Origin of the sequence: Mycobacterium yunnanensis, from assembly GCF_025823185.1 — a bacterium.
GTDB lineage: Bacteria > Actinomycetota > Actinomycetes > Mycobacteriales > Mycobacteriaceae > Mycobacterium > Mycobacterium yunnanensis.
The window spans coordinates 488,489-504,884 of record NZ_JACKVK010000005.1; the positions used below are offsets into that span (position 1 = coordinate 488,489).

16 protein-coding genes are annotated in these 16,396 nt (G+C 68.9%); 12 read left to right on the forward strand and 4 right to left on the reverse strand.

What is annotated here, in order from left to right; all coding sequences use genetic code 11:
- Positions 1-31: 31 nt before the first annotated feature.
- Both H7K45_RS09595 and H7K45_RS09600 read left to right on the forward strand, forming a co-directional pair.
- Entirely contained in the window at positions 32-1,753 is a 1,722-nt protein-coding gene (locus tag H7K45_RS09595) for a phosphoenolpyruvate--protein phosphotransferase (RefSeq protein ID WP_263995551.1), read from the forward strand.
- A gap of 58 nt (positions 1,754-1,811) precedes the next feature.
- Positions 1,812-2,786 carry a pirin family protein gene (locus H7K45_RS09600; protein ID WP_263995552.1) on the forward strand — a complete coding sequence of 325 codons (975 nt, stop codon included), beginning with the start codon at positions 1,812-1,814 and terminating at the stop codon, positions 2,784-2,786.
- Here the strand turns inward: H7K45_RS09600 and H7K45_RS09605 are convergent.
- Together H7K45_RS09605 and H7K45_RS09610 are read right to left on the reverse strand one after the other, a co-directional pair.
- On the reverse strand, positions 2,783-4,936 hold the full coding sequence (locus H7K45_RS09605; RefSeq protein WP_263995553.1) for an FUSC family protein: 2,154 nt from the start codon (positions 4,934-4,936) through the stop codon (positions 2,783-2,785). The genes H7K45_RS09600 and H7K45_RS09605 overlap by 4 nt on opposite strands.
- 21 nt (positions 4,937-4,957) lie before the next feature.
- Positions 4,958-5,521: a TetR/AcrR family transcriptional regulator gene (locus H7K45_RS09610; protein WP_263995554.1), complete on the reverse strand. Its 564-nt coding sequence runs from the start codon at positions 5,519-5,521 to the stop codon at positions 4,958-4,960.
- Positions 5,522-5,710: 189 nt separating this feature from the next.
- Between H7K45_RS09610 and H7K45_RS09615 the strand changes: the two genes are divergently transcribed.
- From H7K45_RS09615 to H7K45_RS09660, 10 genes are all read left to right on the forward strand, one after another.
- On the forward strand, positions 5,711-6,346 hold the full coding sequence (locus H7K45_RS09615) for a TetR/AcrR family transcriptional regulator (protein WP_263995555.1): 636 nt from the start codon (positions 5,711-5,713) through the stop codon (positions 6,344-6,346).
- Between the two features lie 84 nt (positions 6,347-6,430).
- Positions 6,431-7,363, forward strand: coding sequence for an SAM-dependent methyltransferase (locus H7K45_RS09620; RefSeq protein WP_263995556.1), 933 nt, complete (start codon positions 6,431-6,433; stop codon positions 7,361-7,363).
- 98 nt (positions 7,364-7,461) lie between these two features.
- Complete coding sequence (locus H7K45_RS09625; RefSeq protein ID WP_263995557.1) at positions 7,462-8,868, forward strand: aldehyde dehydrogenase family protein; 1,407 nt, start codon at positions 7,462-7,464, stop codon at positions 8,866-8,868.
- 40 nt (positions 8,869-8,908) lie between these two features.
- The gene (locus H7K45_RS09630; protein WP_263995558.1) at positions 8,909-9,772 is read left to right on the forward strand and encodes an SDR family oxidoreductase; all 864 of its coding nucleotides are present in this window, start codon (positions 8,909-8,911) and stop codon (positions 9,770-9,772) included.
- A gap of 4 nt (positions 9,773-9,776) precedes the next feature.
- On the forward strand, positions 9,777-10,748 hold the full coding sequence (locus H7K45_RS09635) for an NADPH:quinone oxidoreductase family protein (protein WP_263995559.1): 972 nt from the start codon (positions 9,777-9,779) through the stop codon (positions 10,746-10,748).
- Positions 10,745-11,464: a haloacid dehalogenase type II gene (locus H7K45_RS09640; RefSeq protein ID WP_372512520.1), complete on the forward strand. Its 720-nt coding sequence runs from the start codon at positions 10,745-10,747 to the stop codon at positions 11,462-11,464. Before H7K45_RS09635 ends, H7K45_RS09640 begins: the two co-directional genes overlap by 4 nt.
- Positions 11,461-11,943 (forward strand): DUF456 domain-containing protein, encoded by a 483-nt coding sequence (locus H7K45_RS09645; protein WP_263995560.1) that lies wholly within the window; start codon positions 11,461-11,463, stop codon positions 11,941-11,943. The genes H7K45_RS09640 and H7K45_RS09645 overlap by 4 nt, the downstream gene beginning before the upstream one ends.
- A 108-nt stretch (positions 11,944-12,051) precedes the next feature.
- Positions 12,052-13,101, forward strand: a complete 1,050-nt coding sequence (locus H7K45_RS09650; RefSeq protein WP_263995561.1) for a DUF3060 domain-containing protein — start codon at positions 12,052-12,054, stop codon at positions 13,099-13,101.
- A gap of 15 nt (positions 13,102-13,116) precedes the next feature.
- Positions 13,117-13,437: an EthD family reductase gene (locus H7K45_RS09655; RefSeq protein ID WP_263995562.1), complete on the forward strand. Its 321-nt coding sequence runs from the start codon at positions 13,117-13,119 to the stop codon at positions 13,435-13,437.
- Between the two features lie 11 nt (positions 13,438-13,448).
- Positions 13,449-14,303, forward strand: coding sequence for a carbon-nitrogen hydrolase family protein (locus tag H7K45_RS09660; protein ID WP_263995563.1), 855 nt, complete (start codon positions 13,449-13,451; stop codon positions 14,301-14,303).
- A 2-nt stretch (positions 14,304-14,305) separates the two neighbouring features.
- Here H7K45_RS09660 and H7K45_RS09665 read toward each other — a convergent pair whose 3' ends face one another.
- Both H7K45_RS09665 and H7K45_RS09670 read right to left on the reverse strand, forming a co-directional pair.
- Entirely contained in the window at positions 14,306-15,154 is an 849-nt protein-coding gene (locus H7K45_RS09665) for a tyrosine-protein phosphatase (protein WP_308206397.1), read from the reverse strand.
- A complete protein-coding gene (locus H7K45_RS09670) occupies positions 15,130-16,368 on the reverse strand; it encodes an acyl-CoA dehydrogenase family protein (protein WP_263995658.1) in 1,239 nt (412 codons plus the stop codon). Before H7K45_RS09670 ends, H7K45_RS09665 begins: the two co-directional genes overlap by 25 nt.
- Between the last annotated feature and the right edge of the window lie 28 nt (positions 16,369-16,396).

The window sequence follows — 16,396 nt, forward strand, 5'->3', positions numbered from 1 at the left end:
CTTGTCAACGGTTTGTTGTAATCTGGTTCACATGAGCGCCACTTCGTCTCCTGTATCACTGCACCCGGCGGACACCCTGCCGCCGGCCGTCGGCACCGTGCTGCGCGGCATCCCCGCCGTGGGCGGCGTGCAGTACGCACCGGTGATCAGGCCGGGCTCGCGTCCCTCCGTGGAATCCACGACCGCGACCGCCGAGCTGGAGGAATCCCGCCGCCCCGGGGAGGTCGCCCGCTTCACCGCCGCCGCAGCGGCCGTGGCCGACCGGTTGCGCGAGCGGGCCGCGAACGCCTCGGGCGCCGCCTCGGAGGTCTTGGCCACGACCGCCCAGCTCGCCCAGGACCGGGCCTGGATCGCCGCCACCGAGAAGCGAATCGGGCAGGGCAATCCGGCCGTCACCGCCGTGACCGGTGCCGTCGACCAGTTCGTCACGATGTTCACGCAGCTGGGCGGCCTGATGGCGGAGCGGGTGACCGACCTGCGCGACATTCGCGATCGCGTGATCGCCGAACTCGACGGTCTGCCCGAACCCGGCGTCCCGGTTCCGGAGGTTCCCTCGATCCTGTGCGCCGAGGATTTGGCTCCCGTCGACACCGCGGGTTTGGACGCCGCGCTGGTCGTGGCGCTCGCCACCACACTTGGCGGGCCCACCAGCCACACCGCGATCATCGCCCGTCAGCTCGGCATTCCGTGCGTGGTCGCCGTCGACGGCCTGGACTCGGTGGCCGCGGGCACCATGGTGATGGTCGACGGCACGGCGGGCACGGTGACCGTGGCGCCCGACGAGGACGTGGCGTCCCGGGCGGTCGCGGTGGCCAGGGGCGAGGCCGATCTGGCCAAGAGTTGGAACGGTCCGGGCGCCACGGCCGACGGTCACGTCGTGGCCATCCTCGCCAACGTTCAGGACGGAGCGGCCGCACGGGCTGCCGCCGAGACGCCGGCCGAAGGCGTCGGGCTGTTCCGCACCGAGCTGTGCTTCTTGAATCGCTCCACCGAACCGTCCGTGGACGAGCAGGCGCAGATCTACGGCGAGGTGCTCGAGGCGTTCGGCGGTTCCAAGGTCGTCATCCGCACGCTCGACGCGGGTTCGGACAAGCCACTGAAGTTCGTCGGGCATCCTGACGAGGCCAACCCCGCCCTTGGCGTGCGGGGCATCCGCATCGCCGACGGAAACCCCGGCATCCTGACCCGGCAGCTCGAGGGCATCGCCGCGGCGGCCGAGAACACCGGTAATGCGCCATGGGTGATGGCGCCGATGATCGCGACCCCGGCCGAGGCCAAGGCCTTCGCCGAGGAGACGCGCGCCCACGGCCTGGTGCCCGGCGTGATGATCGAGGTGCCCGCGGCGGCTCTGCTGGCCGACCGCATCCTCGAGCACGTCGACTTCCTCTCGATCGGCACCAACGACCTGACGCAGTACACGATGGCCGCCGACCGGATGTCGGCCGAACTGGCCACCCTGACCGACCCGTGGCAGCCTGCGGTGCTCGCGCTGGTCGCCATGGCGGCCAAGGCCGGCGCCGCGGTCGGCAAGCCCGTCGGGGTCTGCGGTGAGGCTGCCGCCGATCCGCAGCTGGCCTGTGTGCTGGTGGGCCTCGGGGTCACGTCCCTGTCGGCGGCCGCCGCCGCGGTCAGCGCCGTGGGCGCGAAGCTCTCGCAGGTCACCCTCGCCCAGTGTCAGGAGGCGGCCGCGGCCGCGTTGGACACGGCCACCGCCGCCGAGGCGCGGGCAGCAGCCGCGGCCGTGCTCGCCTGACGGAATAATCGGACCGCGGTCCGGTTATAGTGGATACATTCTGAGCAGGAGGTATCCGATGCCCGCCGTCACCGCCGACACACTCACCCTTACCCGCGTGGCCCCGCCCGCCGCCTCGGACACCGAGCGACCCGTGCGCTCGATCACGACTGGCCCGAGAGGATACGAGGGCGAGGGCTTTCCGGTCGTACGGGCCTTCGCCGGCGTCAGCGCCGCGGACCTCGACCCCTTCGTCCACATGGACCAGATGGGCGAGGTCGAATACGAGCCCGGCGAGCCCAAGGGCACCGACTGGCACCCGCACCGCGGCTTCGAGACCGTCACCTACATCATCGACGGACGGTTCGCCCATCAGGATTCACACGGCGGCGGTGGGCTCATCACCGACGGCGCAACCCAGTGGATGACCGCGGGCGCAGGCGTGCTGCACATCGAAACGCCGCCGGCCGAATTGGTGGAGAGCGGAGGAACGTTCCACGGCATTCAGCTGTGGGTCAACCTGCCCCGCAAGGACAAGTTCGCCGCGCCGCGCTATCAGGCCATCGAGGGTGGCGAGGTCAAGCTCCTCGCCTCCGACGACGGCGGCGCCCTGATCCGCATCATCGCCGGCGAGGTCGACCGGCAACGGGGTCCGGGAAGCACGCACACGCCGATCACCATGGCGCACGCCACCGTTGCCCCCGGCGCACGCCTCGACGTGCCGTGGAACCGGGACTTCAACGCGTTGGTCTACGTGCTGGCGGGCGAGGGAACGGTCGGTCCGGTCGACGCCCCGATTCGGCAGGGCCAGCTCGCGGTCATGGGACCCGGCGACCGAATCTCGGTCTCCGCTCGCTCGTCCCAGGACGCGCGCAACCCGGCGATGGAAGTCCTGTTGTTGGGCGGCAAGCCCATTCGCGAGCCCGTCTTCCACTACGGGCCCTTCGTGATGAACTCGAAGTCCGAGGTGATCCAGGCGCTCGAGGACTTCAACGCGGGCAAGTTCGGCGCCATCCCGCCGAATGCCCTGATGCCGCATCGGGGCGGGCGCTAACCGCTCCGCAGGGCGGCGGGGTGCACCGGCTCCGGGTACAGGAGCTCCAACTCACCGAGGTTGGCCGCGACGGTGACGAGCGGCAGCGCCGCCCGGATGGACAGGTCGTCGTCGCCGGCCTCCGCGCGCAGCGCGAGGACGAAGTCGTCGCTGATCGGGCCCAGATCGTGCACCGGGCGCCGGCCGTGCAGGCGCTCGCGGATCACCGAGGTGTGCAGTTCGAGCACCTCGCGCACCCGCGGGTAGGCGTCGATCGGCGGCGGCACCACGTCGGCGATCAACTCGGCGGCGGTGCGCACCCGCACCGCACGGTTCGCCGCACGAATCGCCGGAGCTCGCCGGTCGGTCGAACCGCCGCTCTCCGAGAGATAGTGGCGCACTGCGTCGTCGAGCGTGCGCGAGGCCGTCATGGCGGCGTGGCTCAGTGAGAACACCTGATCGTTCGCCGACTCCGAGGCGCCGCGCGTCACCCGCTTGACGGCGACGGTCAGGAACGTCGCCCCGGCCGAGATGGCATCGTCGACGGCACGGGACACCCTGGCCGCAGCCCCGCGCGGCCACAACAGCAGTGAGACGACCGCGCCCACCATCGCGCCGACCACCACGTCCTCGACGCGCAGCAGGCCCACCTGCCAGCCGCTGGGATTGATGACGTTGAAGATGATCAGCACCATCATCGTGAACATCGCCTGACCCGCCACGAACGAGGCCACCTCCGGCACGTATGCCGAGCCGAAGGCCACGACGGGCAAGGCCAACCACAGGACGACCGGGTCCACGCCCATCAGCTCGATGAACACCACGCCCAGCAGGAAGCCGATGGTCGTGCCGACGACGGCGCGAACCACCCGGGTGCCCGTCGTCAACGCGCTGCTGCGCAGGACCGACATGGCGCCGAGCACCACCCAGAAGCCGTGCTGTACGGGAAACACGTGAGTGACCGCGACCGCCAGAGCCAGGCCCAGGCCTGTCCGAATGCTGTTGCGCACCACCACCGCCCGGGTCGCCAGGAATCCCCCCGGCAACGAGGTCAACGCCTGCGACTCCGACAGCAGTCGCTCGGCGGCCCCGGCCTCGGGCAGGCGACGGCCCAGCAACCGGGCCCACACCGGACGGGCGTCGGCCGCGGCGGCGATGCCCACCACCCGACCCGTCGTGCCGACGCACCCGGAAATGGTGCGGCGGGTCAACAGCTTTCGGCCCACGCCGATCGCGGTGGCGTCATTCGGCTCGGCGAGGATCTCCAGGATGTCGTCGCGGTAGCGGCTCTGGGCGATCAGCCGATGGATGGCGAGCGCCTCGGACAGGTTCGCGCGGTGTGCGTCGCGCTCGGCGACCGAGGTGCTCAACACCAGGGCGCTCTCCCGCAGCACCCGCACCACGGGATCCCGCATCTCGGCCAGGAGTTCTGCGCTGGATCCGGTGATCCGATCGGACAGCCATTGGAGGTCGTCGACCACCCGCACCAGCGCCCGGCTGCCCGCGGTCAGCCCCACCGGGCGAAAGTCGGCGCCGAGGAAGTTGGCGCGCAGCGCGCCCATCGCCGCCGTCGTGTCGTCGTCGGTGGCGTCGCCGTCCAGTCGGTCGGCCAATGTCTGGCATACCAAGGCGGCGTGCCGGCGGAGCTCGCCGTGGTGGCGGGGCGGCAGAAGGAACAGGGCGGCAGGGATGGCCAACGAGACGGCGATCAACCAGCCCAGCAGCCGTTCCGGGATGGGGCCGACGGGCGTGCACGCGGGCAGGACGAAGAGCATCAGCGTCGAACGCTGACCGGCCGCGAACGTCTCGCTGAGCACTCCCGACAACGTCACCAGCACGGCCAGGACGAACATCGTCAGCACCGACAACCACGGAGAGGGTGCCACCAGGGTGCCCAGGGTGATGAGGATGGCGCCGTTGACGCCCAGGCCGCCGTAGGCGAGTGCTCGCGCCGGCCGGTTACCCGGGAAGTCCGTGGTGATCAGCAGCGCGACCGAGCCGAAGATCGCGAACAGCGGTGTCTGAGAATCACTTCCGAGCGCAAAGCCGATGGCCGCGGCTAGCGGCAGCACCAGTGCCGCCCGTAGCGCTCGCCGGGCCGCGTCGTGCTCGGGATCGCGCCGCCTGATCCTGTCGATGGCCCGGCTCCAGAGGAGGGCCGGGTTCAGCATGGTCCCAAGGTAGACCGCGCCTCACTCGTCGTCCGGCACGGAGGCGAACCGACCGGAGTCCAACGCGTCGAGCAGCTGATCCGCGGCCCACCTCAACCCGATGGTGTCGCGCGGCAGGGTGGCCTGCTCGTACCCGATCAGCAGATACATGCTCCAGGAGGCGAACACGTAGGCCTGGTTGGTCTTCCCGAGGATCTCGAACGCCGCGTCGTACATGACGTCGAAGCGGCGCTTGTCGACCTCGGTCTGCACGACGAGGACGTCGGGGTCCAGCGAACTCCAGACCCGGATGGCCGCCTCGGCACCGTGGGGCAGCGCCAGTGCGTGCTTGATGATGACGTCGATGCGCCGGCGGGGATCGGGCTCGTCGTGGGCGACGGTCATGCCGTCGAGGCGGCGCCGAAGCCAATGGGCGATGAGCTCGCGGGTGTAGGCCGACCAGCTGGGAAAGTAGTGGTAGAAGGATCCGGTGGTGACCCCGAGCCGGTTGCATACCTCAGCCAGTTTCAGGCCGCCGTAGCCGACGTCGGCCAGTACATCCAGACCCGTCTCGAAATACGACTCCCGAGACACCCCTCCCACCATGATGAAACGATAGTTGCAGGGGAGTGCGAACTCGAAGGGGAGGCGGTCTGGCCAGCTATGTCGGACTTTCGTAAGAATTGGCCGCACCAGCACCATTGACGGCGCCGACGGTTTGCTGCGAACCCCCCGAGCGCCGTTCCGCAACCAATTGGCGCTGGCTCGACACATTGTGTGTGGCACAATTTGACCGTGCCGTATACCGCTACCAGAGGCCCTGGCCGCCCGCCCGCAGCGAAGGCGGCCGAGACGCGTGAGCGCATCGTGCGCGCCGCGCGGGAAGTCTTCAGCGAACTCGGCTATGACGCAGCGACGTTTCAGGCGATCGCCATACGTGCTGATCTGACCCGCCCGGCGATCAATCACTACTTCGCCAGCAAGCGTGTCCTCTACGCCGAGGTGGTCGAGAAGACCAACGAGATGGTCGTCGCGGCCGGCATGGCCAAGGCCGACGGGCAAACCTCCCTGTTGAAGAGGCTCTCCGCCTTCTTCTCGGCGGCCATGCAGGCGGATTCCCGGGACCGCTCCGCGGCTGCGTTCCTGGTGACGTCGGTGCTGGAGTCTCAGCGGCACCCCGAGTTGAGCCGCGACGAGCACAACTCGCTCAAGACCTCCAGGGCCTTCGTGACCTGGGCCGTTACCGAAGCTCTGCAGAGCGGCGAGCTCACCACCGATACCGACGTGTCCACGCTCGTCGAGATGCTGGTGGCGGTGATGTGGGGCATGGGCTTCTACGCCGGCTATGTCGGCGGCCACGACGAACTTGGCAACATCGTCGACAAGCTGGAACTCCTGCTGGCGAACAAACTCTGGACGCTCGCCGAGTAACTCGGTGCCGTTCTGGCAAGGACGGAGGGCGAACCGCCCGACATCGCCCGATAGCACGACTAACTTTCTGGTTAGCATTGCGTGATGAGTTCTCTGCGCACCGATGACGACAGCTGGGACATTGCCACCAGTGTGGGTTCCACCGCGGTGATGGTGGCCGCTGCGCGCGCGGCCGAGACCGGGCGCGACGCCCCCCTGATCCAGGACCCCTACGCCAAGGTCCTCGTCGCCGGTGCGGGAACCGGCGTCTGGGAGTTCATGCTCGACGACTCCTTCGCCGACAAGGTCGCGCAGGCCGATCCCGAGGCGGCCGCGATCCTCGAGCACATGGGCAGCTACCAAGCGGTTCGCACCCACTTCTTCGACGCGTTCTTCGCCGACGCCGTGGCCGCCGGCATCGGGCAGGTCGTCATCCTGGCTTCGGGACTGGACTCCCGCGCCTACCGCCTCGCGTGGCCCGACGGTACGAAGGTGTTCGAGATCGACCAGCCGAAGGTCCTCGACTACAAGTCGGCGACGCTGGCTCGGCACGGTGTCGCGCCGTCGGCGACGCGGCTCGAGGTGCCGGTCGACCTGCGACACGACTGGCCCGCGGCGCTCGTCGACGCGGGATTTCAGACGGGGGCGCCTACGGCCTGGCTGGCCGAAGGCCTGCTCATGTACCTGCCGGCCGACGCCCAGGACCGGCTGTTCGCCGACGTCACCAGGTTGAGCGCGCCAGGAAGTCGGGTCGCGGTGGAGACCGTGGGCGTCCAAGCCCAGGATCGGCGCGAAATGATGCGCGAGCGGTTCCAAAGGATCGCCGCCCAGTTCGGCATGGAAGACGCCGTCGACGTCGGGGACCTGATGTACCACGACGAGAACCGCGCCGACGTCACCGACTGGCTCAACGAGCACGGCTGGACCGCGTCGTCGGTGACGTCGCGTGAGGAGATGCAGCGCCTGGGTCGCTGGGTTCTGCCCGACGCCGCCGACCAGAGAGCGTTCTCGGACTTCGTCGTTGGCGAACGGCACTGACCAGAAGGGTGTCGGTCAACCAGGCGGTTGGTTAGGATCGGGCGGACGCGAGGGGCAGTGCACGCCTCCCCGTAACCACAGGTCAGGAAGGACTCCCCGTGACGACCGAGGCCCCAGCCCCGCCTAGCTCAGTCCCCGAATCGGCCGACGTCGCAGCGATCGTCGCGCGCCTGCGCGCCACGTTCGCCACCGGACGCACTCGTGACGTGGCGTGGCGGAAGCGCCAACTCGACGCCATGGTGCGGCTACTGACGGAGAACGAGCCCGCCATCGCCACCGCCCTCGAGCAGGATCTGGGCCGCAAACCGTTCGAGGCGTGGCTGGCCGACGTCGCCAGCACGGTGGGCGAAGCCAAGGACGCGGCCAAGAACGTCGGCAAGTGGACCAAGCGCAAGCAGAGGCTGCTGGAGTTCGCGCAACTGCCTGGCCGCGGCTGGGTGGAGTACGAGCCCTACGGGACAGTGCTGGTCATCGGCGCGTGGAACTTTCCCTTCGCGCTGACGCTCGGGCCCGCCATCGGCGCCATCGCGGCGGGAAACACGGTCGTGCTCAAGCCTTCCGAGGTCGCACCGGCGTGCTCGGCGCTGATGGCCGAGTTGGTCCCGCGCTACCTGGATTCCGATGCCGTCGCCGTCGTCGAGGGTGACGGAGCGGTCAGCCAGGAGCTCATCGCCCAGGGCTTCGACAAGCTGTGCTTCACCGGCGGCACCGAGATCGGCCGCCGGGTCTACGAGGCTGCCGCCAAGCATCTCACCCCGGTCACGCTGGAACTCGGGGGCAAGAGCCCCGTGATCGTGGCCGCCGACGCCGACATCCCCGTCGCCGCCAAGCGGATCGCCTGGACCAAGCTGATCAACTCCGGTCAGATTTGCATTGCGCCGGACTACATCCTGGCCGACGCCACCATCCGCGACGAGCTGGTCGCACGGATCGGCGAGGCCGTCGCCACCTTCGAAGAGGGCAGCTCGGGCAAGCGCATCGTCAACGGGCGACACTTCGACCGCTTGACCACTGCGCTGGCGGCTACCAGGGGCACCGTGGCAGTCGGCGGCGGCTCTGACGCCGCGGCCGTCGAGATCGAGCCGACCGTCGTCGTCGACCCGGCGCTGGACGAACCGCTGATGACCGACGAGATCTTCGGGCCCATCCTGCCGATCGTCACCGTTCAATCCCTGGACGAGGCAATCGATTTCGTCAACGCGCGACCCAAGCCGCTCGCCGCATACCTGTTCACCAAGTCGAAGTCCGTGCGCGAGCGGGTGGTCAAGGAGGTGTCTTCGGGCGGCATGCTCGTCAACCACCTGCTGTTCCAATTCACCACTGCGAAGCTGCCGTTTGGCGGCGTCGGGCCGTCGGGAACCGGCGCCTATCACGGCAAGTTCGGCTTCGAGGAGTTCAGCCATCGAAAGTCGGTTCTCACCAAGCCGACCCGACCCGACTTAACCGCGATCATCTACCCGCCGTATACAGAGAAGGCGTGGAAGCTCGCGCGCAAGCTCTTCTGACCCAGCTCTAGTTCACCGAAGATCGAGAGATAGGAACGCAATGCCCGGAGTACAGGATCGTGTCGTCGTCGTCACCGGAGCCGGGGGTGGTCTGGGACGCGAATACGCCCTCACCCTTGCCCGTGAAGGCGCCAGCGTCGTGGTCAACGACCTCGGCGGTTCTCGCGACGGATCCGGCGCCGGACACAATATGGCCGACGAGGTGGTGGCGGAGATCAAGGAGGCCGGCGGACGCGCGGTCGCGAACTACGACTCCGTCGCCGAGTCCGAGGGTGCCGAGAACATCATCAAGACCGCGATCGACGAATTCGGCGCGGTGCATGGCGTGGTCAGCAACGCGGGCATTCTGCGCGACGGCACATTCCACAAGATGACCTTCGGGAACTGGGACGCGGTACTCAAGGTCCATCTCTACGGCGGATACAACGTGCTGCGCGCCGCGTGGCCGCACTTCCGCGAGCAGAGCTTCGGGCGCGTCGTGGTCGCGACGTCCACCAGCGGGTTGTTCGGCAACTTCGGCCAGGCCAACTACGGCGCCGCGAAGCTGGGGCTGGTCGGCTTGATCAACACGCTGGCTCAGGAGGGCGCGAAGTACGACATCAAGGCCAACGCCGTCGCGCCGATCGCGGCCACCCGGATGACGCAGGACATCCTGCCGCCCGAGGTCTTCGAGAAGCTGACGCCGGAGTACGTCGCCCCCGTGGTGGCCTACCTGTGCTCGGAGGAAGTGCCCGACACCGACTCGATCTTCATCGTGGGCGGAGGCAAGGTGCAGCGCACCGCGCTGTTCCAGAACGAGGGCGTCACCTTTGGCAGCGTGCCGTCGGTCGACGACGTGGCGGCCAAGTGGGGCGAGATCACCGACCTCTCGGCGGCACAGTCGGCCAGCTTCAAACTGGGCTGATTCGGTGAAGGCGCTCGTCGCGCAGGAACTCTCCGGTCCCGCCGGGCTGGTCTACACCGACGTGCCAGATCCGGTCGAGCCCGCCGACGGAGCCGTCGTCGTCGACGTCGGTGCGGCCGGGGTCAGCTTCCCCGATCTGCTGCTGCTCAAGGGCGAGTACCAATTGAAGTTGGACCCGCCGTTCGTGCCGGGTACGGAGGTGGCGGGCGTCGTACGGTCGGCGCCGGCCGACTCGGGATTCGCGGTGGGACAGCGGGTTACGGGGCTGAGCATGCTCGGCGCCTGGGCGCAGCGGGTGGTGCTGCCGCTGACGAGCGTGTTGCCCACCCCCGACGACCTCGACGACGGCGCGGCGGTGTGCCTGCTGGGCAACTACTACACGATGTACTTCGCGCTGGTGCGCCGCGGCGGCCTGTTGGCGGGGGAGACCGTGTTGGTGCTCGGCTCCGCGGGCGGGGTCGGCACGGCGGCCATTCAGATCGCGAAGGCGTTGGGCGCCAGGGTGATTGCGATGGTGCATCGACCGGGTGCGACGGAGTTCGTACAGTCCCTTGGCGCCGACGTGGTGTTGCCGCTGACCGAGGGCTGGGCGCAGGCGGTGCGCGAGCACACCGACGGCCGCGGGGTCGACCTGGTGGTAGATCCGGTGGGCGGGGAGGCGTTCGACGACGCCATCCGGGTGCTGGCCACCGAGGGCCGGCTGTTGGTGATCGGTTTCGCGTCCGGCGGCGGCATCCCCACGGTGAAGGTCAACCGGTTGCTGTTGCGCAACGTCAGTGTCGTGGGAGTTGGCTTGGGCGAGTTCATCAATCGCACACCTGGTGCGCAAGCAGAGATCGGCGCCGGGCTGGGCACGCTGGTGGCGGCAGGGCTGCGGCCGCCACCGCCGGTGCGGTACCCGCTGTCCGACGGCCGGGCGGCGCTGGAGAGCCTGGCGTCCGGTGGGGTCAGGGGCAAGGTCGTGTTGGAGCCGTGAGCGTGACGAGCGCGAAGCCCCGGGCACTGGCCTTCGACGTCTTCGGGACGGTCGTCGACTGGCGCAGCAGCGTCATCGGCGAACTCGAGATGTTCGGTGAGCGCCACGGGGTTGCCCAGGACTGGGCGGCGTTCGCCGATGCGTGGCGGGCGGGATACCCCGCGGCGATGGACCGCGTGCGCAGCGGGGACCTGCCGTGGCTGAAGATCGACGCGCTGCATCGGCTGATCCTCGACGATCTGCTCGACGGAGCCGGCCTCGGCGAGATCCCCGACGCCGACGTCGCGGAGCTCAACCTCGCGTGGCACCGCCTGGACCCCTGGCCGGACTCGGTGGCGGGGCTGACGCGGCTCAAGCAGGACTTCGTCATCACCACGCTGTCGAACGGCAACCTGTCGCTGCTGACGAACATGGCCAAGCGGGCCGGATTGCCGTGGGACTGCGTGATCTCCGCGGAACTGTTCCGGCACTACAAGCCCGACCGCGAGGCCTACCTGGGCTGTGCGGAACTGCTCGACGTGGCACCGGGTGAGCTGATGCTGGTGGCCGCGCACCCGAGCGATCTGCGAGCGGCCCGCGACGCCGGCCTGATGACCGGGTACGTCGCGCGACCGTTGGAGCGGGGCCCGGATCGGCGCCCGCCGACGGTCGAGGACGGCGAGTTCGACGTGGTGGCCGACGACTTCCTGGAGCTCAATGCCAAACTCGTAGGGTGACCGGCGTCGAGACCCTGCTCGTCGCGGTGGTGATCGCCGTTGGACTGGTGGGCATCCTGGTGCCCCTGCTGCCGGGCAGCGTCTTGATCTTCGCGGCCATCGGGGTGTGGGCCTACCTCGTGGGGACGGCCGTCGCGTGGGTGACGTTCGGGCTCGCCACGGCGATCCTGGGTGCGGCCTTGCTGGTCAAGTACCTGTGGCCGATGAAGCGGATGCGCAGGGCCGACGTCGGCGGGTGGAGTCTGTTCGCCGGGGGCCTGCTGGGCATCGTCGGGTTCTTCGTGATCCCCGCCGTCGGGCTGGTGGTCGGGTTCGTGGTGGGGGTGTTCCTCGCCGAGCTGACGCTGCGGGGCAACTCGCGGTTGGCGTGGGCGTCGACGGTGCACGCGATCAAGGGCGTCGCGCTGTCGGTGGGCGTCGAGCTGGCGGGCGCGCTGCTCGCGACGATGGTGTGGGTGGCCGGGGTGCTGCTGGTGTGACCTCGAGATTGACGTGGCGCAGGTCGCTACTCGACCTTCACCTGCGTGAGGTCAATCTCGGGACGGTTTTCGACATTGCAAGTGCGTGCATCGTGGGACCATGCGCCCATGACGTCGCCGGAGGACCCCGAGCAGCGCATCGCCGACCTCGAGGCGCAGCTCGCCGAGGCGCGTGCGCAACAGTTCGCCGGAACGTACCGCGCCTCTGGGCCTGCGCCGGGCGGCTCCCTGGCCGACGCACCCCGGCGCATCCCGCTCGGCTTCGTACTCGCCGAACTGCTGCCGTTTCGCTGGTGGTACCTCTTCGCCATGTTCATGGTCGCCATCCCGCCGATCATCGTGTGGATCATCCATCCGCAGTGGTTGGCACCGGCCGCCGTGTTGGCGCTGGTGCTCGTCTACGGCCTGCAGTTCCGGGCGGCGCGCACGCGACTGGCGCTCCTGAAGTGGGGCCGGGTCGCGCAGGTCGTGGACTCCGACGTCAGGTCCCGCGCCACCTATTACGGCGGTACGACGTACTCCAACGTATGGCTACCGCAGGCGCACGGGTGGACGGTCACCCGCCAACTGTGGAGCGGGCCCAGCACCACCACCGTGGTGCGCTACACCCTCGACGGCTACCGGGGCGAGCTCAAGGTGAAGGGGCGCGAGTACGACGACGGCGTCATCCTGGCCGACGCCCGCCACCCGGGTCGCGCGCTGTGCGTCAGCTCGTTTCCCTACGACCTCGACCGTGACGACTCCGGCAACTGGACCGGCCGACTGCGACCCCGGCTGGTGATCGGGATGATGGTGTGGGTGCTGATCGCCGCCGCCTGGTTGGGCGGCGCGCTGTGGATCAGCACGGGGCTGGCGGCACGGATGCTCGCCGAGGACAACGCCATTCGGCTCACCCCCGGCGCCACCACCAGGCTCAGCGACAGCGGACCGCACACCGTGTACTGCAACGACGGGCACCTCGTCATCAGTGGTGGAGCCACCCCGGTCACCGTCAACGGCCACTGCGCCAGCCTCGAAGTCGCAGGGATCGACGCCGACGTCACGGTCGACTCGGCCGACGTCATCACCCTGAACGGCATCGACAACCACGTCACCTTTCACTCCGGGAGTCCTAAGATCGTTCAGGACGGGATCGACAACACCGCCGTCCGCGGCTGACAACGGAGGATCGCCATGTCCGAAACGAAGATCACGGTCATCTACGACAACCCGACCGATCCGGAGGCGTTCGAATCCGCCTATCCAGCAGACCAATTGGAGGCCGCCCGGAAGGTCCCCGGATACGTCCGCTTCGAAGCGTCGAAGGTGTGGCCCAAGGAGGACGGCTCACCCACCCCGGCCTACCGGATGGTCGACTGGTACTTCGCCGACTACGACGCCGCCAGCGCCGCCGTCACCACCCCCGAGTTCGGGGCCTTCTTCCAAGCGATGGGCGCCCTGTCCACCGGCGGGGTTCGGGTGCTGTTCTCCGACGTCGAGGTGCCCCAGCAGTAGAGAGGTCGACCGTGTTGAAGGAATTGTCCCTCGCCCTCGTCCAGGATCCGGCCGCAGCGTCGTTCGAGGAGTTCGAGCACCGCCTGCGTGAACTGGTGCGGCAGTACCCGAGAACGCAGCTCTTCGTCTTCCCCGAACAGCACCTGCTCGGCGCGTTCGACCCGTCGGACCAAGCCGACCTGGCCCGCCATGCCGAACCCCTGGACGGCCCGACGGGTCGCGAACTGGCAAGGCTGACAGCCGAACTCGGCGTGTGGCTGATCCCCGGCAGCGTGTTGGAGTCGACGGATTCCGACCTGGTGTACAACACCCTGGTGGTGTACTCACCGTCCGGCGAGCTGGCGGCGAGCTACCGCAAGATCTTCCCGTGGCGGCCCTCGGAGACCGTCGAGCCCGGCGCCGACTTCACGACGCTGCGCATCGACGACGCCGGAACCATCGGTCTGACCGTCTGCTACGACGCGTGGTTCCCCGAGCACTCCCGCCAGCTGGCCTGGATGGGGGCCGAGCTGTTGGTCAACGTCGTGCTGACGCCCACCGGCGACCGGGCCCAGGAGGTGATCCTGGTCCAGGCCAACGCGATCGCCAACCAGGTCTTCGTGGCCAGCGTCAACGCCGCCGCACCCCGCGGCCAGGGGCGCAGCCTCCTCGTCGACCCCCAGGGGCGCATCCTCGCCGAGGCCGTCGGGGCGGAGTCGACGGTGCTCGCCGCCACCGTCGACCTCGACGAGGTCCGGCGCACGCGCGAGTACGGCACTGCCGGCGTCACCAGGCCGTGGTCGCACTTCGCCGACACCGACCAGCCCATCGAGCTGCCCGTCTACGGGGGCCGGATCACGCCTCAGACCTGGCAACCCAAACTCTGAGGTCAGCCCACCAGGAACGTACGCAAACGCAACACCTGGTCGTCGGTGACGCCAAGGGACTCGAGATACCCGGCCGTGGAACCGTATTCGCCGTCGATGGAGCGCTTCGCCGCCACCAGGTAGTCCTCGCGAACGCCGAGCACCTCGTCGTTGAGTCGTGCCTCGGCGAACGTCACGATCTCCGGCGTCGTCGTCTCCTCGGCGCGCGCGCGAATGGACTCGAGGATGCGGTCGCGCAACCGTGGTACCGCGGCGTTGCTCCGCAGGAAGTCCGCGACGATCGCATCCCGTGGCACGCCAACGGTTTCCAGCACCAGGGCGACGGTGAAGCCGGTGCGGTCCTTGCCGGCGAAGCAGTGCGCGATGACGGGCCGCTGCTCGGCGAGCAACGAGACCACCTCACGCACGGCGGTCCTGGCACCTGGTAGCGAGGGAAAGCGCTCGTACTCCTCGGTCATGAAACGCGCCGCGGCCACCGACACGTCCTCGTCGTCGGGCTTGGCGGTCAGCATCTTGTCGAACGCGCTCTCGTGCGGGGCAGCGGCCTGCTCGGCGGTCAGCTCGTGGAACGGCAACGAGTGCACCGCCACCCCGTCGGGCACCAGGCCCGGGCCGCGCCGCTCGACCTCGCGGGCCGAGCGCAGATCGGCGACGTCACCAATGCCGTACCGCGCCAACGCTTCACGGCCCGCGTCGTCGAGACGACTCAGCTCGCTGGACCGGAACAGTCTGCCGGGTTGGATGCCCGTCTCCTCCGCGACGTCGCGGAAGTTCCAGGCTCCGGAGAGCTCGTCTCCCGTGGAGATCCCCTGGCCGCCAACGACCACTACGACGTCACCGCCGTGCCAGATTGGCGGCACGCCGCCGTCGCCAGCGCGTCCTTCTCCCGGCCCAGTTCCGCCCGTGCGATGGCCCGCATGTGCACCTCGTCGGGGCCGTCGAACAAGCGCATGGCGCGGTGCCAGCCGTACAGCCGGGCCAGCGGCGTGTCGTCGGTGACACCGGCGCCCCCGTGCACCTGAATGGCGCGGTCGATCACGTTGCACGCCATCTGCGGTGCGACGGCCTTGATCATCGCGACCTCGTTGCGCGCGGCCTTGTTGCCGTGCTGGTCGATCACCCAGGCGGCCTTGTGGCACAACAGCCTGGCCTGGTCGATCTCGTTGCGGGACAACGCCACCTGCTGCTGCACCACGCCCTGCTCGGCCAGCGGCTTGCCGAACGCGATGCGCTTGTTGACCCGGTCGACCATCAGCGCCAGCGCGCGCTCGGCCACCCCGATCGCACGCATGCAGTGGTGGATGCGGCCGGGGCCGAGGCGGGCCTGGGCGATCGCGAACCCGCCGCCCTCCTCCCCGAGCAGGTTGGAGGCGGGCACCCGGACGTTGTCGAAGACGATCTCGGCGTGGCCGTGCTGATCCTGCCAACCGAACACCGGCAACGAACGGAGGATGGTCACGCCGGGAGTGTCCAACGGCACCAAGATCATCGACTGCTGCTGATGGCTTGCGGCGTCGGGGTTGGTACGGCCCATGACGATCAGGATCTTGCACCGCGGATCGTTGGCGCCGGAGGTCCACCACTTGCGGCCGTTGATGACGTAGTCCCCACCGTCGCGCAGCATCGTGGTCTCGATGTTGCGAGCGTCGCTGGAGGCCACCGCGGGCTCGGTCATCGCGAACGCGCTGCGGATCTCACCGTTGAGCAGCGGCTCGAGCCACTGCGTGCGCTGCTCCTCGGTGGCAAACAGGTGCAGTGTCTCCATGTTGCCGGTGTCGGGCGCCGCACAGTTGGTGGCCTCGGGAGCCAGTTCCATGCTCCAGCCGGTGAGCTCGGCAAGCGGCGCGTACTCGAGATTTGTCAGCCCGGACTCAGACGGCAGGAAGAGGTTCCACAGTCCGCGGTCGCGGGCCAATTTCTTGAGCTCCTCGACCACCGGCGGGACGGTGTGGTCGTCGGGACCCGCTTCCAGGCGGTACTGGTCGTAGACGTGCTCGGCGGGGAACACGTGCTCGACCATGAAGTCGGTGAGCCGCTGGTGGTAATCCTGCCCTTTTGCCGACATCGCGAAGTCCATGACCGCCACGATATGA